This window comes from Nocardiopsis sp. JB363, assembly GCF_900143625.1.
In the GTDB taxonomy this organism is placed as follows: Bacteria; Actinomycetota; Actinomycetes; order Streptosporangiales; family Streptosporangiaceae; genus Nocardiopsis.
In genome coordinates, this window is sequence record NZ_FRFF01000002.1 from 1 (window position 1) to 22,133 (window position 22,133).

At 70.6% G+C, this 22,133-nt stretch carries 14 protein-coding genes; 5 read left to right on the top strand and 9 right to left on the bottom strand.

Going from position 1 to position 22,133, the window contains the following annotated elements; translation table 11 throughout:
- Positions 1–646 precede the first annotated feature (646 nt).
- From BQ8420_RS00265 to BQ8420_RS00275, 3 genes are read right to left on the bottom strand one after another with little or no spacing between them, the layout of a single operon-like run.
- Positions 647–1,588: an ArsA family ATPase gene (locus BQ8420_RS00265; protein WP_087095757.1), complete on the bottom strand. Its 942-nt coding sequence runs from the start codon at positions 1,586–1,588 to the stop codon at positions 647–649.
- Complete coding sequence (locus BQ8420_RS00270) at positions 1,579–1,860, bottom strand: cory-CC-star protein (RefSeq protein WP_087095758.1); 282 nt, start codon at positions 1,858–1,860, stop codon at positions 1,579–1,581. Before BQ8420_RS00270 ends, BQ8420_RS00265 begins: the two co-directional genes overlap by 10 nt.
- Before the next feature lie 3 nt (positions 1,861–1,863).
- Positions 1,864–3,657: a carbon starvation protein A gene (locus BQ8420_RS00275; RefSeq protein WP_087095759.1), complete on the bottom strand. Its 1,794-nt coding sequence runs from the start codon at positions 3,655–3,657 to the stop codon at positions 1,864–1,866.
- 147 nt (positions 3,658–3,804) lie between these two features.
- On the opposite strand from BQ8420_RS00275, the gene BQ8420_RS00280 reads away from it, so the two are divergent.
- Positions 3,805–4,620 carry a hypothetical protein gene (locus BQ8420_RS00280; protein ID WP_087095760.1) on the top strand — a complete coding sequence of 272 codons (816 nt, stop codon included), beginning with the start codon at positions 3,805–3,807 and terminating at the stop codon, positions 4,618–4,620.
- 155 nt (positions 4,621–4,775) lie between these two features.
- On the opposite strand, the gene BQ8420_RS00285 is transcribed toward BQ8420_RS00280, so the two are convergent.
- Complete coding sequence (locus BQ8420_RS00285; RefSeq protein ID WP_160049258.1) at positions 4,776–6,263, bottom strand: alpha/beta hydrolase; 1,488 nt, start codon at positions 6,261–6,263, stop codon at positions 4,776–4,778.
- A 148-nt stretch (positions 6,264–6,411) separates the two neighbouring features.
- On the opposite strand from BQ8420_RS00285, the gene BQ8420_RS00290 reads away from it, so the two are divergent.
- A complete protein-coding gene (locus tag BQ8420_RS00290) occupies positions 6,412–7,023 on the top strand; it encodes a helix-turn-helix transcriptional regulator (protein WP_087095762.1) in 612 nt (203 codons plus the stop codon).
- Between the two features lie 308 nt (positions 7,024–7,331).
- On the opposite strand, the gene BQ8420_RS00295 is transcribed toward BQ8420_RS00290, so the two are convergent.
- Both BQ8420_RS00295 and BQ8420_RS00300 read right to left on the bottom strand, forming a co-directional pair.
- The gene (locus BQ8420_RS00295; RefSeq protein WP_087095763.1) at positions 7,332–7,985 is read right to left on the bottom strand and encodes a response regulator transcription factor; all 654 of its coding nucleotides are present in this window, start codon (positions 7,983–7,985) and stop codon (positions 7,332–7,334) included.
- Positions 7,982–9,187: a sensor histidine kinase gene (locus BQ8420_RS00300; RefSeq protein ID WP_087095764.1), complete on the bottom strand. Its 1,206-nt coding sequence runs from the start codon at positions 9,185–9,187 to the stop codon at positions 7,982–7,984. The genes BQ8420_RS00295 and BQ8420_RS00300 overlap by 4 nt, the downstream gene beginning before the upstream one ends.
- A gap of 111 nt (positions 9,188–9,298) precedes the next feature.
- On the opposite strand from BQ8420_RS00300, the gene BQ8420_RS00305 reads away from it, so the two are divergent.
- Both BQ8420_RS00305 and BQ8420_RS00310 read left to right on the top strand, forming a co-directional pair.
- On the top strand, positions 9,299–10,063 hold the full coding sequence (locus BQ8420_RS00305; protein ID WP_087095765.1) for an ABC transporter ATP-binding protein: 765 nt from the start codon (positions 9,299–9,301) through the stop codon (positions 10,061–10,063).
- On the top strand, positions 10,060–12,486 hold the full coding sequence (locus BQ8420_RS00310) for an FtsX-like permease family protein (protein ID WP_087095766.1): 2,427 nt from the start codon (positions 10,060–10,062) through the stop codon (positions 12,484–12,486). The genes BQ8420_RS00305 and BQ8420_RS00310 overlap by 4 nt, the downstream gene beginning before the upstream one ends.
- 56 nt (positions 12,487–12,542) lie before the next feature.
- On the opposite strand, the gene BQ8420_RS00315 is transcribed toward BQ8420_RS00310, so the two are convergent.
- From BQ8420_RS00315 to BQ8420_RS00325, 3 genes are all read right to left on the bottom strand, one after another.
- The gene (locus BQ8420_RS00315; RefSeq protein WP_087095767.1) at positions 12,543–13,937 is read right to left on the bottom strand and encodes a CoA transferase; all 1,395 of its coding nucleotides are present in this window, start codon (positions 13,935–13,937) and stop codon (positions 12,543–12,545) included.
- Between the two features lie 80 nt (positions 13,938–14,017).
- Complete coding sequence (locus tag BQ8420_RS00320; RefSeq protein WP_087095768.1) at positions 14,018–16,405, bottom strand: M20/M25/M40 family metallo-hydrolase; 2,388 nt, start codon at positions 16,403–16,405, stop codon at positions 14,018–14,020.
- A gap of 129 nt (positions 16,406–16,534) precedes the next feature.
- Positions 16,535–17,269, bottom strand: coding sequence for a DUF6882 domain-containing protein (locus tag BQ8420_RS00325; RefSeq protein WP_087095769.1), 735 nt, complete (start codon positions 17,267–17,269; stop codon positions 16,535–16,537).
- Positions 17,270–17,356: 87 nt separating this feature from the next.
- Here BQ8420_RS00325 and BQ8420_RS00330 point away from each other — a divergent pair, with 87 nt between their 5' ends.
- Complete coding sequence (locus BQ8420_RS00330; RefSeq protein ID WP_087095770.1) at positions 17,357–22,069, top strand: hypothetical protein; 4,713 nt, start codon at positions 17,357–17,359, stop codon at positions 22,067–22,069.
- Positions 22,070–22,133: the final 64 nt, after the last annotated feature.

Sequence of the window (22,133 nt, forward strand, 5' to 3'; positions counted from 1 at the left end):
GAGGAGCCGACTTCGTCGTCGTCGACAAATTCCGCGCCGCCGACGTCCCCAGACTCATTTGCTGTTCATCCCGCTGAACAGGGTTTGACTCGACCGTCTCGGTCACCGAGAACACCACCATTTTCGAACATGATTACCCATTGGAAAGAAGAGCGTCGAACGGAAGTCTCATCCACGATCCCGCCGACCCTCGACAACGAGACCACACTGCCAGACCCCTCGCACTGAGAATGGGAATTCTTTTCTTTTCCCCAAAACAGCATAAACAAAAGGCTATACCCGACCCCCTGCCCATACATGCAGACCCACCCACGAACAAACAGAACCCAGGAGTCACATTCCACCCCAAAAAGGAGATCAAGCCCCATAAATACGGGCGAAACCCTTCGCTCATTTTCCCCGAAATCAGAGCTATGCCAGGATCACCTGAAATGTCTCTCCACCGAGGGTGACCACAGAATCCCTCTTACGGACAAACCAGAAGGTCCGGAACCGGGAACGCGAGGTGCCGTTCGACGACCGAACGGTGCGGGAGCACTCCTCGTCACCGCTTCCCCACGGACGAACGCCTGCCGACCTGAGCCGGGCCACGGACCGTTCAGGGGTACGAGGTCTCCCGCGACCGACTCCAGCACGGGTCGCGGGCTCAGGCCAAGTGGGTGAGGAGGTCGCGGAGCGCCTCGGGGCCGATGGGTTCGTGACCGGTCAGGGGTGACTCGACGGTGCCCTGCTCGGCGAAGCGGGCACGGACGTCCCCGATGACCTCGGGGTCGACGTCGGCGGGGACCTGGTTGACCACGACGGTGCCCAGGCGGAAACCGGTGTCGGCCAACTCCTTGGCGGCTCGGTCGGTCTCGGCCAGGACCATGCGGCGGGGCACCAGGACCAGGCGGACCTCGGCGTCCTCTCGGAGCCGGGCCGCCGCGCGTTCGAGTTTGCGGCGACGGGCGTGCAGCTTCTCCAGGAGCGGGTCGTCGGTGTTCTCCTGCGTGCCGCCGATGACGCCGACGGCGAAGCGGTCGGCGTCCACGGCGCGCTCGCGTTGACGGGCCAGTCCCCGCACCCAGGGGGTGAGCAGCTCCGGCAGGTGGAGCAGACGGAGCAGGTGACCGGTGGGGGCACTGTCCACCACCAGGCGATCCCAGCGGTCGGGGACCTCCTCCATGGCGTCCATGAGCAGGTCGGCCAAGGCGGACTCGGCCATTCCGGGACCGGCCGCGGCGTGTTCAAGGTGGCGGGACACGGCGGGCAGGATCTCGCGGGGCAGGGCTTGGGCGGCGTCGTCACCGATCTGCCGGACCCGGCGACGCAGGGCGGCGTCGGCGTCCGGTTCGCGCACCCACAGGTTCTCGCCGACCGGGACGGGCGAGTCGCCGAGGGACATGGCGAGTACGTCGCCGAGCGAGTGCGCGGGGTCGGTGGACACGAGCAGGGTGCGCAGCCCCCGGTCGGCGAAGTGGAGTGCGTGGGCGGCGGCCATGGTGGTCTTGCCGACCCCGCCCTTGCCGCCGAAGAAGACGATGGAGGGCTCCTCGGGGCCCTTGGGGACCTTCTCCGCCCGCGCGGTTCGTCGGAACCTCAACAGCACACCCCCGGTCCGCCCAGGTCGTCCCGCCCCATGCGCTGGTGCCATTCGTGCAGGTCGGCCACCATGTAGGGGATCAGATCGAGGGTCTCATAGGACACGGGCCCCTCCACCCCCAGAGTCTCCAGGAGCAGAAGGGCCCGCAGCGTGTCGTGCTGGGTGCGCGCCTCCCGGCGCACCTCCTGTCGCCATTTGGCGGTGAAGACCTCCTCGTGGAAGGCCTCCAACCTCTTCCAGGCGTCGCGTGCGCGGGAGAGCGCACCCAGCGGGTTCACGTCCTACTTCTCCTTCGGGTCGGAGGCCTCGGAGCCCTCGGTGGTCTCGGGCTCGACGGAATCGGTGGAATCAGTGGAATCGGTGGACTCGGCCTGTGGCAGGTTGCGCTCGGCGAAGGCCTTGCGCAGCGCGATGGTGGCCTCGACGACCAGCCAGATGGCCAGCGCGAAGATGATGAAGTCGAGCGGTGCCAACAGGAAACGGTCGATGACGTCGTCGGAGCGCACGAACGCGATCAGGTTGACGATCAATGCCCACGAGGTCATGACCAACAGGAAGACCAGTGGGATGAGGATCGCCAGCGGGTTGCGGCGACGCTTGGTGACCCACACCGCGATGACGGCGAGCGCCAGTCCGGCGGTGAGCTGGTTGGTGGTGCCGAACAGCTGCCACAGGGTACCGAAGGCGAAGTCACCCGGGATGAGCGCCAGGCCCAGCGGGACGATCGTGGCGATCAGCGTCGCGACGGTGAGGTTGCGGGCCAGCGGGCGGAACCGGACGATCTCGGCGATCTCCTGGACGATGTAGCGCTGCAGGCGCACACCGGTGTCCATGGTGGTCGCGGCGAAGCTGACCACCACGACGACGGCGAAGATGACACCGATCTCCAGCGGGATGCCGAGGTTGTTGGCGAACTGTCCCACGCCCTCGACGAAGTTGCCGGTGGCGCCGGCGGAGGCCGAACCGAAGTCGCTGTACAGACCGTTCCAGTCGGCCAGCGGGGAGGTGGAGGCGGCGACCACACCGGCGGTGCAGGCCAGGATGGAGCAGACCGCGAGAGTGCCCTCGCCCGCGGCGCCCATGTACCCGATCAACCGGGAGTCGGTCTCCTTGTCGACCTGTTTGGCCGTCGTACCGGAGGCCACCAGGCTGTGGAAGCCGGAGATCGCGCCGCAGGCGATGGTGATGAACAGCAGCGGGAACCACGGTGGGGAGTCCGCCGGGATGTCGCTGTTGATCACCGGGGCGACGATGGTGTCCCAGCCGACGACGACACCGAGGAAGATGACCACGAAGGCCAGCAACATCTGGTGCAGGTTGATGTAGTCGCGCGGTTGCAGCAGCATCCACACCGGGATGCGGGAGGCGATGAAGGCGTAGACGAACAGCAGGATGATCCACACCGTGTTGGGGGTCATCCCCATGGCTTCGGCGACACCGGTGATGTCGATCGGGAACATCACGCCGAGCGGGATGCACACGTACACCAACGCCAGCGCGATGATCGACGGGACCAGGGCGGCGGTGCGGCGCTTGTAGACGATCTGTCCGACGGCGATCGCGAGTGGGATCGTTACCAGCACCGGGAGGATGGCGGCTGGATAGCCCACGAAAAGGTTGGAGATCACCACGGCGAACACCGCGTTGACCATGGTCAGCAGGAAGAAGATGATCACCAGGAACAACGTTCGTGAACGCTTGCTGATGACGTCTCCGGCCAGGGTGCCGATGCTGCGCGCCTTGTGCCGGACGGACACCACGAGGGCGCCGAAGTCGTGCACACCGGCGGCGAACACGGTGCCGAGGAGGATCCACGCGAGCGCGGGTCCCCACCCCCAGAACACGGCGACGGCCGGACCGACGATGGGGGCGGCACCGGCCACCGAGATGAAGTGGTGGCTGAAGACGATGTGACGGTTGGTCGGCACGAAGTCGACGCCGTCCTTGTAAGTGTGCGCGGGGGTGACGAACCCCGGTTCCAGCGCGTACACCTTCTCAGCGAGGTATCGCGAGTAGTAGCGGTAGCCGAGTGCGAACACCGCCACGGACGCGAGTAGGACGAGGGCTGCGGGCATGGCCGTGGCCTACCTTCCGCATTCCGGGCCCGAGGCGCGGCGTGATCATCGACCCGGACCCGTCTCCCGGTGATCACGCCTGCTCGGACCATGGGTTAGGGTCACCAGAAATTAACATGCGACATTCCTCACTTATAAGGTCTGACCTTGACTGACCTGATCACGGTTTGGCAGCGATCCACCGTCGCGGAACTCAGCTGGATCTCCCCGTCCGGGCCCACGGGTATCCCGGTGGTCCCGTTGACCCTGCGCGACCAGGTGTGCGTCGCTCTGCCCTACTCGATGGCCGACCTCGCCCTCACCCTCGGTGGTGGGCACGCCGCGTTCAGTGTGACCGACCAGGAGGCCGGCGGCCGGGTGGGGTTGGTGGGCCGTGGCCCCGTCGAGGTGCTCGAAGACCTGGGCGGACAGGAGTTCGCGGAGTCCCTGGTGGAGCAGGAAGCGCTCAAGCACCCTCCCACCCGGCTCCGCGCGGACAGCCTCATGGCCCGTCGGGAGAACTGGTGGTGGGTGCCGAGGATGATCGTGACGCTCACCTCCGTGGAGAGCGTCCATGAGCTCCATCCCCGCACCCGAGCCACGGACGCGCTCTTGGTCCGCGACCGCCACGGTCACCCGGAAATCGACGTGGTCACGGCCGACCAGTGGTCGGACCAATCAGGGTCGGATATCGAATTGTGGGCCCGCGGTGGAACGCTCCTGGCAGGGACCGACGAGCCGGTGTTCACCTTTTCCCACCAGTACAGCCCCGACTTCGAACGTTGGGAACGCTGGTCCCGTTCGGGCCGACTCAGCGGTGAGTCCCTGTTGGTGGACCGGGCCGAGAGCACTCCCGTGGGTGGGGAGCCCTCCGGCCCGCTGCAGCCCTACGGTCTCTTGGAGCGCTACGGCAACCACCGGTCCCTTGCCCGGGCCTGCCGTCGCGGCATCGCCGAGGCCGAGCGACGACGTCCGACCGACTGACCGCCGCTCGCCCACGGACCCCGGGCCTGCCGTCGCGGTATCGCCGAGGCCGAGCGACTGACCCCCGCCCGACCACAGACCCGGCCCCGCCCCGCCCCACCCCGCCTCGCCTCGACTCCACGCGGAAGAGGGCGCGTCCTCGCCGTTCCAGGGGCTTAGGGGGTCAACAGTCCCCAGGTCACCGCCCAGGGGAGCAGGGCGACCGCGCCCACCGACAGCAGACCCAGCCGGACCCGGTCGGCCCCGCCCAGGGGAACCGGTCGGTTCCTCCAGGTCAGGAGCAGCACCGCCGTGGCGCCCAGTGCGGCCAGCGCGCCCACCTGCAACCCCAACCAAGGTAGTGGTCGGCCGAGAACCACCGGGCCCGCCTCGATGCCGGCGGTCATCATGATCCATCCCAGATAGGACACGGTCAGGGGTGGCAGCAGCAGCCCAAGGACGGACAACGTGCCTCGGGCCCCGGCCGCCGGCAACCGGCTCCGGCGCCCACGTGCCCGGCCGATCAGGCCGAGCCCGAGGTAGGCGGAGAAGCAGACCAGGGTGCCGCCGCCGGCCGCGACCAGGAACCACAGCACTCCAGGGCCCGCCGGTGGCTGTTGGAGGCTCTCCAGGTCCTGAGCGGGCGGCGCGTCCGACCCGCCTCCCGGGTCACCGGCGGCCAGTCCGCGCACCCAACCGGTGACCGTGTCCACGTACTCCGGTGCCAGGCCCTCGAACAGGGAATCCAGATCGGTGTCGGCCTCGACGAAGCCGTCCGCGCTCGGTTCCATCCCGTGGCCGACCCCCGGAACCACTCGGAGGGTGTGGTGGGGGTGCCCGCTCCCTTCCAGGGTGTCCCTGTACAGCTCCAGGGTCTGTCTGGGTGGGGTACTGCGGTCGTGTTCGGCGATCACCCCCAGGAAGGGTTGTTCGAGCCGGGCCAGGTCGGGCAGGGGGTCGTGGCCGGCCAGGCGGAAGGCGTCGGCGCCCACCACGTGGCGGGTCAGTCGCCCGCCCAGGTCGTCGAGCAGGCGGTCGGACACCCCCGCGTGGCGCAGCTGGACCTGGTTCATCCAGATCTGTGTGCGGTCCGGTGGCAGCGCACTGGGCGCCGCCGCCACCACGAAGTCCACCTCCGCCGATCGGACCCCCGCCTCGATGACGGTCCAGCCGCCCTCGCTGTGGCCGTGCACCCCCACCAGGTCGGAACGGACGTCGGGCCGTTCCCGGAGCAACCTGACCCCGGCGACGGCGTCGTCGGCGAGGTCGGGCAGTGAGGCCTCGGACAGGCCGTATCCGTCGGCCTCCCCCCTCTTGTCGTAGACCAGGGCGACCACGCCGGCCGCCGCGAAGGCCTCGGCCACCGGCAGGTACGTCTCCATGGGCACGCCCTCGCCGGAGCCGGCGACGAGCACCACTCCGGGGTGTTCGTCCTCCGTGCCCTCCGGGGCGAGCACGGCCCCGCGCACGGTGCGCTCCCCCGCCGTGAACTCCACTTCCTCCTTGCTCACCCCTGACGTCCCGCTCTCACGCTCCTCCCGTGGCGGAGCACCGGAATCGTCGGGGGCGGATCGGGCCGGGAGCGCCAGGAACACACCCAGGAGCAGTAGCGGAAGGGGAAGCAGCGCCTTCAGGAGCACCGCTCGCTTTCGGGGGGCGGACATCGGGTCACCTCTCTCGGTTCGGATATCGAGCATGGCTCTCCGCACACAAGAACCTGTGCACAAAAGACTGTGCACACTTCATTGTGCACACCCCACACTTCCGGTCAAGGGCTTGCACAGAAACCTGTGCACAACTACGTTGAGCCCCATGAGCCCAGCCCCGGAGCCCAGGACGATCGACGACCCGTCGGTCCTGAAATCACTCGCCCACCCCCGCCGGCAGCGCATCCTCGCCCGGTTGAGCGAGCACGGCGCCGCGACCTCTGCCTCCCTGGCCCGCGAGCTCGGGCTGAACACCGGCGCCACCAGCTATCACCTGCGGGAACTGGCCCGGAACGGGCTGGTGGAGGAGACCGAACCGCCCGAGGGTTCACACGGCCGGGAGCGCTGGTGGCGCACACCCCGGCACGACCTGCGCTTCCCCCCGCGCAGCGCCCAGGAGGAGGCCTTCCGGCAGGCGCTGGACGAGTACGCCCGGGCCGCGTTCACCCGTGACTTCGAGGACTTCAACAGCGCCCTGGAGGCCACCGCCGAGGACGAAACCTGGGGGGACGCGTTCCCCTTCTCCAGTGGAAGCATCCAGGTGACACCGGAGGAGCTGTCCGGCTTCTTCGAGGAGTACATCGGCCTGCTCAAGCGCTACCAACGCGCCCCGGAGGAGACGCCCGAAGGCGCCCGCACCGTCGTCACCCGGTTCTTGGCCTTCCCCACCACACCGGACAGCGCTTCGGAACCGGAAGACCCTCACGAGCGGACCTGAGCACCGCCCCGGCAGACCCCGCTTCTCCTGCCCCCAGGCGTCCCTTCCCCGCAAGCGTCACTTCTCCATGGCGGTCACCTGCCCGCAGGCATCCCTCCCCCATGGACCTCGCTTCCCCGCAAGCCGCCCTTCTCCAAGGGCGTCGCCCGCCCGCAGGTATCCCTCCCCCATGGACCTCGCTTCCCCGCAAGCCGCGCTTCTCCATGGGCGACGCTTCCCCGGCGGGCCTCGCTTGTCCGTAGACATCCCTTCCCGCGGGCGTTGCTTCCCCCGCGGACATTCCTTCCCCGCGAGCGTCGCTTCCCCGGTCAGCGGTCGAGGTAGGCGAGGACTGCCAGCACCCTTCGGTGGCCGTCGATCCGGGGGTCCAGGTCCAGCTTGGTGAAGATCGACCCGATGTGCTTGCTCACCGCCGCGTCCGACACCACCAGCAGGCGTGCGATGGCCGCGTTGGACTCGCCCCGCGCCATGAGGGAGAGCACCTCACGCTCCCGGGGCGCCAACCGCTTCAGCGGACTGGAACGGGCCGCCAGCATCACCCGGACCACCTCCCGGTCCAGAACCGTGCCGCCCGAAGCGACCTTGACGACCGCCTCCGCGAACTCCGTGACGTCACCGATCCGCTCCTTGAGCAGGTAGCCCACCCCACCCGGGGCGTCGATCTCCAGCAGGTCCGACGCGTAGGCGGGCTGCACGTACTGGCTGAGCACGATGATCCCCAGCCCAGGGCGCTCGCGGCGGATCCGCACCGCTGCCAGCAACCCTTCGTCCGCGTACTCCGGAGGCATGCGCACGTCCGTGACCACCAAGTCCGGATCGTGTGCGCGCACCGCGTCCTCCAACGCGTCGGCGTCGCCGACGGCGGCGACCACCCGATGCCCGAACCTGCCCACCACCCCCGCCACGCCCTCGCGGAGCAGGATCGAGTCGTCCGCGACCACGACGTCCAGTGCGCGCGTCATCGTTCCGGGATCTCCAATCGCACGATGGTGGGACCGCCCCGAGGGCTGTCCACGGTCAGCTCCCCCGCCAGGACCGCCAGCCGGTGGCGCAGGCCGCTCAACCCGCCACCGTCCGGGGTTGCGCCCCCGGGGCCGTCATCGGTCACGTCCACCCACAGTCTCCCGTCCCGTACCCCGCCCCGAACCCGCACGGTGGCGCCGGGCGCGTGTTTACCGGCGTTGGCGATGGCCTCACAGACCACGAAGTAGGCGGTGGACTCCACCGCTCCCGGGAGGCGTTCGGGCAGGTCGAGGTCGATCTCCACCTCGGACGCGGCGCGGGCCGCCACGTCCAGCAGGGCGGCCTGTAAGCCCCTCTCGGTGAGTACTCGGGGATGGATGCCGCGCACCAGGTCCCGCAGTTCGCTCAGTGCCCGCGTCACCTGCTCTTGCGCCTCCCGTACGGCGTTCGCGGCCGGGGAGTCGGCGGGCAGGTCCAGCCGGGCCAACCCCAAGGAGGTCTTCACCGCGACCAGGCGTTGTTGGGCACCGTCGTGCAGGTCGCGTTCGATGCGTCGACGTTCCTCGTCGAAGGCGGTCGCCAGCGCGGCGCGGGAACTGGTGACGTCGCGCAGTTCGGCGACCAACCGGTCCTCGCGCGGGGACAACACGGCGCGGGCGATCTCCGAACGTGTGACCGCCCATCCCGCGATCAGGTAGAGCCCGACCGGCCACAGGGCGGCCCATCCGAGTACGGAGGCCCACCGTTCGAAGACGTTCAGGTGTCGAGCGTCGACGAAGTTGAGCACGCCCAGGAGGGGAGCGCCCAGGGCCACCCCGAGCACCGCCAGGTCCAGCACGCACAGCATCGTGAGGCTCAGCAGTGTGTACCCGAGGTCGCGCCATGGGCCGGACGTGGAACGCGCGGTCGCCGACCGTTCCGGCCGTTCCCCGACCAGCCCTTCGCAGAGCCGACCCCAACGCGCCACCAGCGGCGTACTGGCGGGGATCGCCACCAAGACCACGATGAGCACGAGCGGCTCCCAGTACCACGGCCACTCGGTGATGGGCGTGTACTTCACCAGGAGATCCACGCTCCCGACGATGAGCACGCCGCCCACCGTGCCGGCCAGGACGTACGCCAGGGCCCGCCATGGCCACGCCGACAGCAGGAAGCGGTGGGGCGCGAGCGTGATCGCCGCGCGCAGGTTCGGGATGCTCACCCGCTCGACGGTAGCCCGCCCGAGGATGGTCGCGCGGTAGAGCAGGGTCTACCTCCGAATCTCCACCACGGGCACCCGCGCGGGACCCGCCCGACCCGCTGTGCTTGAGATATGAACGCCACGCTCGGCGCCACACGTGACGCCCTACGCATCGACTCCCTGACCAAGCACTACACGACCGGAGACCACCGGATCGCCGCCCTCGACGGCGCGTCGCTCGACGTGCGGGAGGGGACCTTCACCGCCATCATGGGGCCCTCCGGTTCGGGGAAGTCGACGCTGCTGCACTGCGCGGTCGGCATGGACCGGCCCGACGGCGGAAGCATCGTCGTGGACGGGATCGAGCTGGGCGACCTCGACGAACGGGAGCTCACCGAGTTCCGCCGTGAGCGGGTCGGGTTCGTCTTCCAGAGCTACAACCTCGTCGGCGCGCTCACCGCCGCCCAGAACACGCTGTTGCCGGCCCGGCTGGCACGACGGCCCCTGGGCCGCGAGGACGCCCTCAAGGCGCTGGACGACGTGGGGCTGCGCGATCGCGCCGACCACCGCCCGCACCAGCTCTCCGGCGGTGAGCAGCAGCGGGTGGCGATCGCCCGCGCCGTCCTCACCCGCCCCGCGGTCATCTGCGCCGACGAACCCACCGGCGCCCTGGACATCACCCGTGGCCGTCAGGTGCTGGACCATCTGCGCGCGGTCGTGGACACACAAGGTCGGACGGTCCTGGTGGTCACCCACGATCCGGCCGTGGCCGCGCGCGCCGACCGGGTGGTGTTCATGACCGACGGTCGGATCGTGGACGAGATCGACGCTCACGACGGTGGTCGGCTCGACACCGGGAGCATCGCGGTGCGCATGGCCGGATTGGAGGAGTCATGATCGCGTTCGCTATGGTCCGGCACCGTCTGCGCGCCGTCATGGGCGGGTTCGTCGCGTTGACCCTGGGTGTGACCCTGTTGGCGGCCTCGGCGATCGTCATCGCCTCGTCGCTGCCGACGGTGCCGCCACGCTATGAGAACACCACCGCCCTGGCCGTGCCCGGAGAGGCCGGGACCCGGTCCGACGACGTCACGGTCGTCCGCACCGTGTGGGGCTCGGCCGAGGCGGACGCCCTGGTCGAGGAGATCGCCCGGGACGACGGGGTCGCCGCCGCGGTCGCCGAGCAGCGCTTTCGAGTCCAGGTCATGGACGGTGACCGGATCCTGGGCGACGCGGTCGACGGTGATCCCCACGGCGCCGGATGGTCGTCCTTCCTCCTCGGGAGTACGAAACTGCTCGACGGCGCGGAGCCGTCCGGGGCCGACGAGGTCGTACTGCCCGCCTCCTACGGACGTTCGGTGGGCGATTCCGTCAACGTGCTGACGGCCGGCGCCGAGTGGCCCATGACCGTTGCCGGGGTCACCGACGGCGATGACGTCCTGGTCCCGGACCCCTTGGCCGAGAAGAGTGCGACCGGGGTGTCCGTCATCGGTGTGGTCTCGACGCCCGGAACCGATCCCACGACCACGGGTGACCTGGTACGGGACGTGGTGGGTCCGGCCTCGGACGTGTACACCGACGACGAACGCGGCGCCATGGAGTCGGAGTTCGACGCCTCCAACAACTGGGTCGGTCAACAGCTGCTCGTCCTGATCGGCGCCTTGGCCGTGTTCGTCTCGGTGTTCGTGGTCGGCACCACGTTCACCTTCCAGGTCTCGGTGCGCCGGCGTGAACTGGCACTCCTGCGCGCGGTGGGCGCCACCCCGGGGCAGGTGCGCCGGTTGCTGCTCGGGGAGGCCGCGGTCGTGGGTCTGGTCGCCTCCCTGGTGGGTGCGATGCTCGGGATCGTCGGGGCGCACCTGCTGGGCGGCTGGATGGTCGACGGCGGGCTGCTGTCCCGCTACTGGGAGGTGCGTTCGGTCATTCTGCCCATCGGAGTGTCGGTGCTGCTCGGGACCACCACGGCGGTCGCCGGGGTCCTGGGTGCCTCGCGCAGGGGCGCGGCGGTCGCGCCCCTGGAAGCGTTGCGACCGGAAGGGGGCAAGGACGAGACGGTGTCGAAGTGGCGGCTGTGGATCGCGTCCGCCGCCGGGCTTCTCGGGGTCGTCCTGGTGGCCGCGACCGTGCGAGGGAACACGGAACAGGCCATCGCCTACGGCCTGGGGTCGAGCCTGGCCCTGCTGGTGGCGGCGGCCGTCGCCGCACCCCTCTACCTGCCGCGCGTCGTCGGTCTGCTGCCGGAGCGGTCGCCGCTCACCGAACTGCTGCGCGCCGAAGCGCGTACCGGTCCCCGACGTCTGGCGTCGACACTGCTGCCTGCCCTGTTGGTGTCCACGCTCGCCGTCACCGTGCTGGGCCAGACCGACACTCTCGGCGGGGCGATCGACGAGCACTCACGGGGCGAGATCCCCGGCGAGGCCATGGTGGTACGGACGGACGGTGGCGACGGTCTGACCGACATCGCTCTCGAACGCACCCGTGAGCACGCCGACGGGGAGGTCGTCAGCCACCTCGCCACCGGTGTGTACGTGGACGGTCGTTGGGTGGAGTCCGTGGGTCTCCAGCCCGGCTCGGTGCCGGAGGGGACCGCGTTGGCCTCCCCCGCAACGGCCGAGCGGTTCGGTTGGGCGGACGGCGACACCGTGGAGCTGACCTGGCGTGACGGCACCGCCGGCCGGGTTCCGATCACGATCGGGGAGTTCCCGCCCGAACTGGAGATGTGGGCGGAACTCGCGCTGCCGCACGACGTGGCCCGCGAGCACGACCCGGCCACCTTCACGATCATGGCGGCGTTCGATCCGGTGGACGTCGAAGCGCTCTCCGCGGTCCTGGCCGACCAGGGCGCGCGGGTGGCGGACACCGACCGGCTGCTCGACGAGGGCGTGGCCACGGAAATCGGGCTGCTGCGCCTGTTCGCCGGGATCATCCTGGCGCTGTCCCTGGGATACACCGCGATATCCCTGGCCAACACCCTGTCCCTGTCCACGTCGGCGCGCCGCCGCGACCTGGCTCTGTTGCGGGTCACCGGCGCGCACCGTCGGCAGGTCCTGGGGTTGTTGACCGCGGAGTCGGGCCTGGTCTCCACGATCGGTCTGGTCCTGGGAACGGCACTGTCCCTGCCCGGCCTGTACGCGCTCACCGTCGGGCTGCGGGACGAGTTCGATCCGCGCCAGGGCCCGGCGGAGATCTCCGTGCTGCTGCCCTGGCCGGAACTCGGCCTGGTGTTCGCCGTCTCCCTACTGATCGGGGTCCTGTCCGCGCTGGTACCGGCGGCCCGTGCCCTGCGCCGGTCGCCGGCGTCCATGGTGGCCGAACCCGAATAGACGGGTCGTCGTCGCGGACGTTCCCCACGTCCGCGACGGCGGCCCGGCGTCCGGGTTCAGAGCCAGGTCGCCGGGTCGGTGCCCCACCGCGAGGCGGTGTGCGCCCAGTCCTCGGGGCCGCCCTCGTAGCGCACCGGTGGCAGGGCGTAGCGCAACCGCCCGTAGGGGGAGGGGGCCTCGGTGAGCCATTCCTCGGCGTCGTGGGTTCCCTCGCCCGGTGCTTGCTCGGCGATGTCGTGCAGCAACCAGGACGCGGTGCCCGCCAGGGAGAAGTTCAACCGGCGCCCGCGCCCATCGACCTGACGGTCGGTGAGCGCGCGCAGCACACCCGCGGCCATCAGGTACCCGGTGCCGTGGTCCAACGCCTGCGCGGGCAGGGCACCCGGTCGTTCGTCCCCGCCCGCCTCGATCGACGCGATACCGGTGGCCGCCTGCACCAGGCTGTCGAAGCCCCGGCGCCCCGACCAGGAACCGCTCCGATCCCAGGCGCACAACTGCGCCACCACGAGCCCGGGACGGCGCGCGACCAGGTCCGCGGCCGACAGTCCACGCCGGTCCAGGGACTCGGGTCGGTACCCGGTGACCACCACGTCCGCCGTGTCCAACAACCCCTCCAGGACGCTTCGGCCCTCCGCCGAGTCCAGGTCGACCAGGGCCGAACGCTTGCCCGGGCCGGTGTCGATGTGGCTGTCGGGGTCCTCCGGCATCCCGGTCGGGTCGATCCGCAGCACGTCCGCCCCCAAGAGCGCGAGGGTGCGGGTGGCGACGGGACCGGCGATGACCCGGGTCAGGTCCAGGACCCGGACCCCGGCGGCGGGCAGCGCCGCCGCTTCCAGGTGTCGCCCGCCGGCCTCTCCATGCGGGGCGACCTCGGCCAGGGGCGGACGTTCGGCCACCGGCGCTCCCCTGTCCGGCGACGGGGCGACCGCCACCGCCAACCCACCGGCCGTGTACACCCGTTCCTGGACCTCGGTGGCCGAAAGCCCGGACAGGACGGCGGCGAGCCGGTCGGGCAAGGCGTCGGGATCACCTCCCGCGTCGATGCCGAGCGCGTCGATGCCGAGCGCGTCGAGCAAGCGTTCCCGATGGTGCGGGTAGTTGGCGTGGGTACGGACCCAACCGTCGGAGGTCCGCCAGAACCCCGACAGGGGTGCGAACGGGGTGGGCTTACGGCCCTCCACGCGCAGGTGTCGCTCGCTGATGAACGCGGTGGCCACCGCGCCCTCGTCCACGTGAACCCGTGGGGCCGTCCCACCGTTGCGGGCGGCCAGGAGTTCGGCGGCGGCGAGGGAACAGGCGCCGACGGTGGCCGTGGCCAGGGCGCGCACCGGAAGTACCGCGGGCAGCACGTTCCCGGCCGTGCGACGGGAGATCTCGGCCGGTGGTTCGGCCGCACCTCCGATCGCGGTCCAGGCTCGCAGGGTCGTCTCGTCGATCTTGTCGAGGGGCATGCCGTCATTGTGGCCACACCCCCTCCACCGTGGCGGAAGGCGGGGTCCCGAAAGCCCCATGTCCTGCCGCCCCCGAGGACTCACAGTTCGTGTTCGGCCAGGACGGTCAGTTCGCTGTACAGCAGGTAGTACTCCTCCGGTGGTGGCTCATAGCCGGGAAGTCCGTCCAAGGCGGTGGGAAGCGAGTCGCTGTCCTCGACCGTGACCGTGACCGGATCCGAGCCGACCACCAACTCGACCTGGACCGGCCGTTCCGGAGGCGGGGCGAGGAAGCGGAAACCCCACCGGCCCTCTACATCCGGGTTGACGTGCACCTGTCGACCCTCGACCATCACCACCCGACCCCGGGGCGCCATCCCCGTCAGCCGCAGCCCCAAGGACTCGGCACCCCTGGGGGAGGACAGTTCGAGCTCGATCCGCCGTCCCGCGTCCACCTCGGTGTCGGACACGACCTCCAGTTCGGGCGCGGGCAGGTCGACCGGTTCGGCCGCACCGACTCTCGCTCGTGGCAACCCCGCCCCCCGCGACGGTGAGTCCACGACCTCCTCCCCCACGTAATCGCCGGCCCACTCGGCCGCGGGGATCTCGATCTCGTCCTCGCCGAGCGGGACCGACCACGTGGCGGCGTCCGCGTCGCTGTCGAGGGTGTAGGCCAGCCGGGCCGGTAGGGGCCGCTCCGCGTCGTGGGAGTTCACCGCGATCCCCGCACCGGCGCAGGCCACCGCGACGACCAGCGCCGACGCCGGCAGGAGGAAGGCTCGTCGGCGCGGCCACACCGATTCCAGGAGGGGTGCCACCAGTACGAGACCGAGCAGTAGCAACGGCAGCCCCAGAACGAGACCGTCCGCCAACCCCATGTCCAGGTTGCCCCAGACCGCGGTGTACAGGAGCACCGCGGTCGGAACCAGCGCCACCGTCCAGAACAGCGGGCGCCAGAGGGAATCGGGGCCGGCCGCCAAAGCGAGCAGGCCACCTCCGGCGACCGCCATCGCGGGCAGCACCAGCAACGACGAGGCGCCGGGAGCCACCGCCGCGAGCAACGCACCGATCGACCCCAGGGTTAGGAGTCCACCGAGCATGAGCGCGTACACGCCCGGCCACCGGCGCAGCAGGAGGAACCAGAGGGTGGCGAGGGTGAGTCCGACCAGGAGCGCCGAGACCGCGAACCACACCGGTTCGTACGGTGAACCCGTCAGCAGGTGCGCGAAACCCGGACGGACCGCGACCAGCCCCTGCCAGAACCCGAACCCCACCGCGGCCCCCAGCAGCAGAAGCACCGGGGTGAGCAGGAAGGCGACCAGGACCCGGGGGATCGTGACGAGTCCCCGACGTCGGGCCACGACCACCAACGCCACCGTCAGGGCCAGGGCCACCCCCGCCATCGGCAGCGCCCAGGAGGCCGGGAAATGGGCCAGCTGCCCCGGTGGGACGTTGAAGTACACCGGGTTGGGCTCCGTCGCCGCCTCCGACCCCGCCATGTACGGGGCGAGGTCTTCCCCGGCCAGGGCCAGACCGAAGGCGAGCGAGTTGTCGCCCATCTGCTGGAGCGAACGGGGGTCGGCGTTCTCCGGGGTGTCCAGGGGGCTGTGGTAGAGCGCGCCGCGTCCCGCGTACGCGTAGTCGAAGGCGGTGAACCCGCCCTCGCGGAAGGCGGTGAAGTCCGTGTCGTTGGGCAGGAAGGCGAAGAGCTCCTCGGTCAAGGAGTCGCCCGCCGGATGGGGCGCGGTCTCGGCGAACAGCCGCACCAGGTCGCCACTACCGGGGGTGGCACGGACCAGCATGACGGTGCCACCCGCCCCGCGTGCCTCGTGGTTGAGGACCACACCACCTTCGGCGCCCAGCGGGTGATCGTCCGTGAACGCCTCGGCACCGAGCAGACCGGCCTCCTCCGCGTCGGTCAGCAGCAGGACGACGTCGTTGCGCGGCGGTTCGTCCGCCGAGGTCATGGCGCGTGCCACTTCCAGTACCGCGGCGACCCCGACCGCGTCGTCGTTGGCGCCCGGCCCGGAGGCCACCGAGTCGTAGTGGGCGGCCAGGAGAACCCGACCGGTGGGATCGCTGCCCTCGATCACCGCGACGACGTTCCGGGCCCGGGCGAGCGGGGTCGTCCAGGTGAAGGGGATCGGTGCGACCCCGGTCGACTCGTGGATCTCGGGCTCCAGGCCGAGGGCGTCGAGTTCGTCGACCACGTACCGCAGGGTGTGTTCGTGTTCCTCGGAACCGGTCGGGCGCGGGGCCCTGGCGATCCGTTCCACGTGGGCGTGCGCGCGTTCGGCGCTGAACTCCGTCTCCGGCGCGGTCGACGGTGCCGGGGCCGGTGGACGCAGGTCCCAGAGAGTGAGCGACGCGAACACCAAGAGCAGGATCAGCCCGGCGAAGGCGACCCGCCGGACCGCGGTACCCGGCCGCCCCGTCTCCCTCGGGTCACGGTCGGCGGTCTGTTCGAGATCGGTGCTCGCCTCGGACATGCGCGGCCCCTCGTCGCTTCGGGACCGGATCGGCCGACCCCTCCCAGAGCCGAACCGTAGCCGCCCGGGCCGCGCTCATCACGGAAACTGACCGCTCTCGGCCAGACCCGTCCCCCTCCCCCGGGCCTCCTAGAGGCCCTCTTCCCCGGCCTTGGTCACGGTCCCCCCGATCTTGACGACCCGGTTCAGGTCGTCGAATCCCACCTCCACACCGAGGTCGGGAGCGGTCAGGGACAGCGTCCGACGGTCCGCGTCGGTGAAGCGGGGCGACAATCCGCGCAGCCGGGCATAGGTGTACACGGCACGCTTGTGGTCGGACAGGCGCAGGCCCGCCACCCCTTCCTGAAGGATGCGCATGACCCGCATGGGGGTGGCCCGCGGAAGCCGCAGGTCCGGATGTTCGATGATGAAGGAGACCCGGGTGCCGCCGCCCGCCTCACCGTTGTAGGCGAACCAACGGCCGGTGAGGAGCTTGGCCGCCTCGGTCAACGGATACAGCGCCAAGTGCGCTTCCTCCGGCGAACCCGGCAGTGTCCCGAAGGGGACCTCGGCCTCGGCCAAGGCGGGGATGTCGTTGTCCCGGCCGAAGTCCCGCACCGCCGCGCCCAAGCCGGTCAGTTCGGCGGGGAAGCCGGAGGGGTTGGCCCAGCCCCACATCCAGGATTGCGGGCCGGGGGCCGCGCTGCCCAACAGGTGGAACCGTTCGCAGACCAGGGGGCGTTCACCGGTGAACTCGAACCTGGGCTCCTGCAGGTCGACGTTCCAGTGGTGCTCCCCGAGGAACTCCTCCAGATGGAGCTGGTGTTCCAGGGAGAGCAAGGCCGCGTCGTCGAGTATGTCCGGGAGGGTGTGCTTCGTGCTCATGCCGCGATGCTATTGCCCGGTTCCGACATGGTCCGGGCCCGGGGCGCGTCGTGACGGACCGTCCGAGGCCACTGCCATGCTTCGCCCATGCCTCTTCCCCTCCCCACCGATCCCTCGACGTCGACCCTGTACCTGGACTGGGCCAAGGCGCACGCCCCCGAACACGCGCCTCAGGTCGGCGACATCCTCGACCTCCTCGACGAACGGTTGCACGAGAGGCGGCGCAAACCCGAGTACGTGCGAGAACACATGGAGGCCCACCTGAGCGAGTCCGGGCTGCCGAAGGAGCACGCCCCCTGGTTGCTGGACACGATCGCCCACCGTCTGTTCGACTCCTCGGGCAGGCACGCCACCACCGCCTACCTGCGGGCCCGCACGGTGGAGGCCGAACACGGGCTCACCCTGGACTCGCACCACACGGTGGAGAACGCCCTGCTGTTCGCCCGCCAAGGCCTGCTTCCCTCCTCGGAGGTCAAGGAACAGCAGCGCAGGCTGGCCGCGCTCCTCCCCCCGGATGAGGCGCACCGGGAGTTCGTCCGTTTCCTCGACGCCTGGGCCGCCGGAAGCAGAGCGGTGGTGGCCGGCGTCATGTACCCCTACGCTCGTGCTTCGGTGGGACTGTCGGCCCCAGCCGACCTGGTCACCCGGGTGCGCGTCTCGGTCAAGGCACTGGGTCTGGACGCCCACTCCACCACGCGGGAGATCTCCCATGTCCTCGGCCGGGTCCTGGCGGCCCTCCCCGGCACCCCCGTATCCGACGGACTCCTGGACAAGGCCGCACAGGTCTTCGCCCAGATCCCGCCCGCACCCGAGCACCGGGCCGGGATCGCGAAGCTCTTCCCCAACACCGTCACCGACGGCGCCACCTGGCTACGGCTGTTGGAGAGCAGCGGCATCGCCGACGCCATGGTCGAAGGCGAGGTCCGCCCCGAAGGCGGGTACTCCGCCTGGCTTTCCAAGTTCCACCACATGTACTGCTATCGGTGGGTGGGCCAGGGGGTGACGCGGCAGAAGCTCCCGGAGGAACTGTTCACCCTGCTGCCCCGTCTCGCCCCACGGATCCGGGCCGAGAACACCCCGGTGCGCATGCGCGAAGGCAGGTACCGGCACTCACAACTGGAAGATCGCCTGCTCATCGTCTGCGACGACCACGAGATCCAGGTGGACGTGAACGAGGAGACGGCGCGTTCGATCCGGCAGTTCGCCCACCGGGCCCGCCACCCGCGCCGGACCCCCGATCCCACCCTGGTCAAGGCGGTGGAGGGGATGCTGCGAACTCTGCGCACCGCGCCCCTGGGCGAGGTCGAGCAGGCCCTGGCCCACCTCGACCTGCGTCTCACCCACTTCGTGATGGACACGTTGGACGGACTCCCGAAGGCTTTGGAGGGCCTCGACCTTGCCGAGCCCTTGGCCCGCACCCTGAGGTTCGGCGTCCCCGCCGAGTACACATGGCCGGCCTTCGAGGAGGCGGTCGCCGAGGTGGGGGCCCGCCCGGGAGGGGTGCTCGGAATGACCTCCACCTGGCCGGTGCTCACCGTCTACGGTCGGGACACCGCCGTCGCCGTGGACCACCGGGGACGGCGCGACTCCCGCACGTTCGGTCTGGCGGAAGAGGCCGCGAAGCACGCCGTGCACTATGTGGGCGGGGACTTCCTGGTGTCCTGGGTGCACCGTGACGACGCCCACCGGCGTGGGTCGGAACCGGCACGGGCGTTCTGGTGTTCGTCCCCCGACGACGTGTTCGACGCGGGCACGGACCCCGGCCTGTTCTACTCCGGCACGGCGCACCGCTACGACCTGGGACTGACCCTCCAAAGCCCGGACGGGGGCCGCTACGACGCCGGACGTGTCCTGCGTCCCGGGGACCGCACCGGGATCGCGTACGCGGCCGACCACGCCACCGACGGCATCCGGGTGTGGGGCGACGGGGACCGGTGGTTCGACGGCGCCACCGAACTCGACCCCGCCACCGGTGCCGCGTTGGAACCCTCCAGCCCCGACTTCCTCCTCCCGGACGCGCGCCTGGACTACGTGGACTACCTGGACACCCGCCTGCACCTGATCCACCTTCCCGACGGAGTGACGGACTCACCGTTGGGCGCCCGGGACGGACTCGCGGGTGCCCGTGTGGTGTGGCTCGGACCGGGCGAGGAAAGGCCCGACCGGTACCTGCGCTACGCCGAACGCGCCCTTGAGGGGACGGACGGTCGCCGGGCGCCCTTCGACGAGCAGCGGGACCTCACGTACTGGGGTGTCCTGCGCATGCCCGACAACCCCACCGAAGCGCTGCTCGCCTTCCGGTGGCAGCCGGGGCACACCGTGATCCAGTGCCGGGACACTACCGACGACACCTTGTTGTGGGAGACCTGGGCCTACCCGAAGGGCGGACTGGAACACCTCGACGCCGTGGGGCGGCGTTCCTTCATGCCCCCACCGGCCTTCTGGCATTTCCTCACCCCGCGCGACCCGGGGTCCAGCCGAGCCCTGCGCACGCTGGACACCGACACGGCCCGACGGCTCGTCGAGGTGGCGCTCGCCGCCCCGGTCCCCGAGGACCCCGCACCACAGGTGGCCCTGCCCGAGATCGCCGAACAGGCGGCCCAGGCCCGGGGTGAGGCGGTGCGGGAGTGCCTGCCGCGTCTCCTTCCCGGGGTCACCGAACCGGCCGTCGCCGAGGGTGTGGTCCAGACCGTGCTCTGGGCCGCCGAACTCCGGCTCGGGGTGACCCGGATGGCCGACCGCACCGCCCGGATCCGCTCCGGGACACCGCCGCGCGCCACCGGCGAGGCCGAGGACCGGAACCTGGCCGACGCCTTGTCCGGGCTCGTCCCCGAACAGGTGTTCACGTTCGGGTTCCCCCAGCACCCGAACATGGTGACCGCCTTTGCGGCCGACGGCGCCCGACTGGCGGGCCTGGTCGACGAGGTGGATCGACGCCTGGCACCTCCCGGCACCCCGGCCACCTCCTGGACCCACTTCCTCGGTCTGGTCGACGCGATCATGTGGCGGCTGGCCACCGGGGCCGAGACGGGCAAGCGAGGAGAGGCCCTGGTCGCGCTCTTGAGCGCCTGGGCCGAACAGCCGTTCGCCGAACAGGGGACGGAGTGGGCGGTCGGCTCCGCCACCGGCACCGCCCTCGCGCCGCTCCTGGCCCAGGGACGAGCGGTGATCACCGACCCGCCGGCGCGGGAGCAGCGCTCCGCGAACGCCACCATCCCGCACTGGTCCGGTCGATACCGGCCGGAGACCCTGTACACCTACCTGCGCGTGGGGTCCGCTCCCGTTCCCGAAGACGCCGTCGACGAACGGGTGATCCGGGTGGAGCGCGACGAGGCCGCGCGACTGCGCCGTTTCCTGGAACTGCTGGACCGCGACGGCCCGGTCACGGCCGAACCCACAGCGGTCAAGACCTTCCAGCAGCGCACCAAGGCCATGGGGGCGCTCGCCGCGTTCGTCCTCTCCGGTCAGATGGGGCGTAAGGACCCGGTGTTCCCGCTGAGCAAGGGCGCCCTGACCGAGTACCGCAAGACCGGGGCGAAGCTGCCGGCCGAGTCCGTCGCGCGACTGCTCGGGGCGGGTATGCCGGACGACCCGGCCGACCTGTGGCGGCCCGGGGGCATGGTCGACGCCGCCGAACGCATGGCTCGGGTATGGGTGGAACTCCTCGGGGTCAAACCCACCAAGCCACGGACCCCGGAGCTGTCGACCCTGATCGAAAGGGACCTGGGCTTGGCGGCGGAGTGGACCCGTGAGCTCACCGCTCCGGCCGAGGTCGACACCGCCGGCTGGGCCCGTTCCCTGGCCTTGGACGATCGCGACGGGGTACAGGTCCGGGAGGCCCGGACCGGGGACCAGGTCCACTTCTTCGACAAGCATCGAGCCCGCCCCTACCTGAACACCGCGACCCTGCTGGCCTGGGCGCTGACCGAGCTCCCGGTGGGCGATCCCGGCCGGGCCGGGGTCGCCGACCTGTACGAGCGAATGACGGAGTCGCTACGTTCCGGCGAGCTGTACGTCCCCTTGGGCGTGCCCCTGCGTCCCGCGACGTTGGCGGCGTGGGCGGAGGCGGCGGGGGCGACCCCTGTCCGGGTCGGCTCCGAGGGTGTGTTCGAACCCGGCTGCGGCCAGGCCCTCCGAAGCGACGGGGTCCTCGTTCTCCCCGAGGGACCGGAGGCGTACAGATGGCCCGACCCCCTGTTGTCGACCTCGCACCTGTTCGACCCCGAGTCGTTCGAGCGGTCCATCCGTGTCCTCGACGACCTGGAAATGGACTGGCTCGCCCTGGTGGTGCGACAGGCCGGGGTGGTCTGCGGCGGTGGGCTGGCGCGCATGGTCGAACGTGCCGCCGCCACCCCGGTGCCCGCCGGCCGGTTCGAGACCGACCCACGGGTGAGCGTGCCCGGCCTGGTGGCGGAGGTGTCCGCGAAGCTCGATCTGGACACCGACGCCGTCGCCCTCTACCTGCAGCTACTCACCCTGGCCCACCCCACCGACCGACGGGTGCGCCGGTGGAACGGTTGGACCGCGTCCCAGCACTCCGAGGCCGCCGAAACGCTCGTGGAACGCGGACTCGTGCTGCGCGGCGAACGTCCCAGGGCCGGGCGCACGCTCTTCCTGCCCGGTGAGTGGACCGAGCTGAAGGCACCGTTCCCACCCATGGAGTCGGCCAAGATCGCCACCCACCTGATCTGGGTGGACCGCAAGAAACAGGGCCGGGGACCCTTCACCCGGGCGCTGCCGGTCGCTCCCCCGCACGAGATGTTCGCCCAGGCCTGGCGGACCGGGGCCACGACCGACTGACAGAGAGCCGACCGACGGAGAAGGGCCGGGCCGTGTTCCCTCAACGGCCCGGCCCCGGGTGGGC

What these genes read in the sequence shown, in the direction of transcription:
- BQ8420_RS00290 (WP_087095762.1), top strand. Translation starts at nt 6,412, where the DNA reads ATGAGCCCAGCCCCGGAGCCCAGGACGATCGACGACCCGTCGGTCCTG.
- BQ8420_RS00325 (WP_087095769.1), bottom strand. Translation starts at nt 17,269, where the DNA reads ATGAGCACGAAGCACACCCTCCCGGACATACTCGACGACGCGGCCTTG.
- BQ8420_RS00315 (WP_087095767.1), bottom strand. Translation starts at nt 13,937, where the DNA reads ATGCCCCTCGACAAGATCGACGAGACGACCCTGCGAGCCTGGACCGCG.
- BQ8420_RS00285 (WP_160049258.1), bottom strand. Translation starts at nt 6,263, where the DNA reads ATGTCCGCCCCCCGAAAGCGAGCGGTGCTCCTGAAGGCGCTGCTTCCC.
- BQ8420_RS00310 (WP_087095766.1), top strand. Translation starts at nt 10,060, where the DNA reads ATGATCGCGTTCGCTATGGTCCGGCACCGTCTGCGCGCCGTCATGGGC.
- BQ8420_RS00295 (WP_087095763.1), bottom strand. Translation starts at nt 7,985, where the DNA reads ATGACGCGCGCACTGGACGTCGTGGTCGCGGACGACTCGATCCTGCTC.
- BQ8420_RS00275 (WP_087095759.1), bottom strand. Translation starts at nt 3,657, where the DNA reads ATGCCCGCAGCCCTCGTCCTACTCGCGTCCGTGGCGGTGTTCGCACTC.
- BQ8420_RS00320 (WP_087095768.1), bottom strand. Translation starts at nt 16,405, where the DNA reads ATGTCCGAGGCGAGCACCGATCTCGAACAGACCGCCGACCGTGACCCG.
- BQ8420_RS00330 (WP_087095770.1), top strand. Translation starts at nt 17,357, where the DNA reads ATGCCTCTTCCCCTCCCCACCGATCCCTCGACGTCGACCCTGTACCTG.
- BQ8420_RS00305 (WP_087095765.1), top strand. Translation starts at nt 9,299, where the DNA reads ATGAACGCCACGCTCGGCGCCACACGTGACGCCCTACGCATCGACTCC.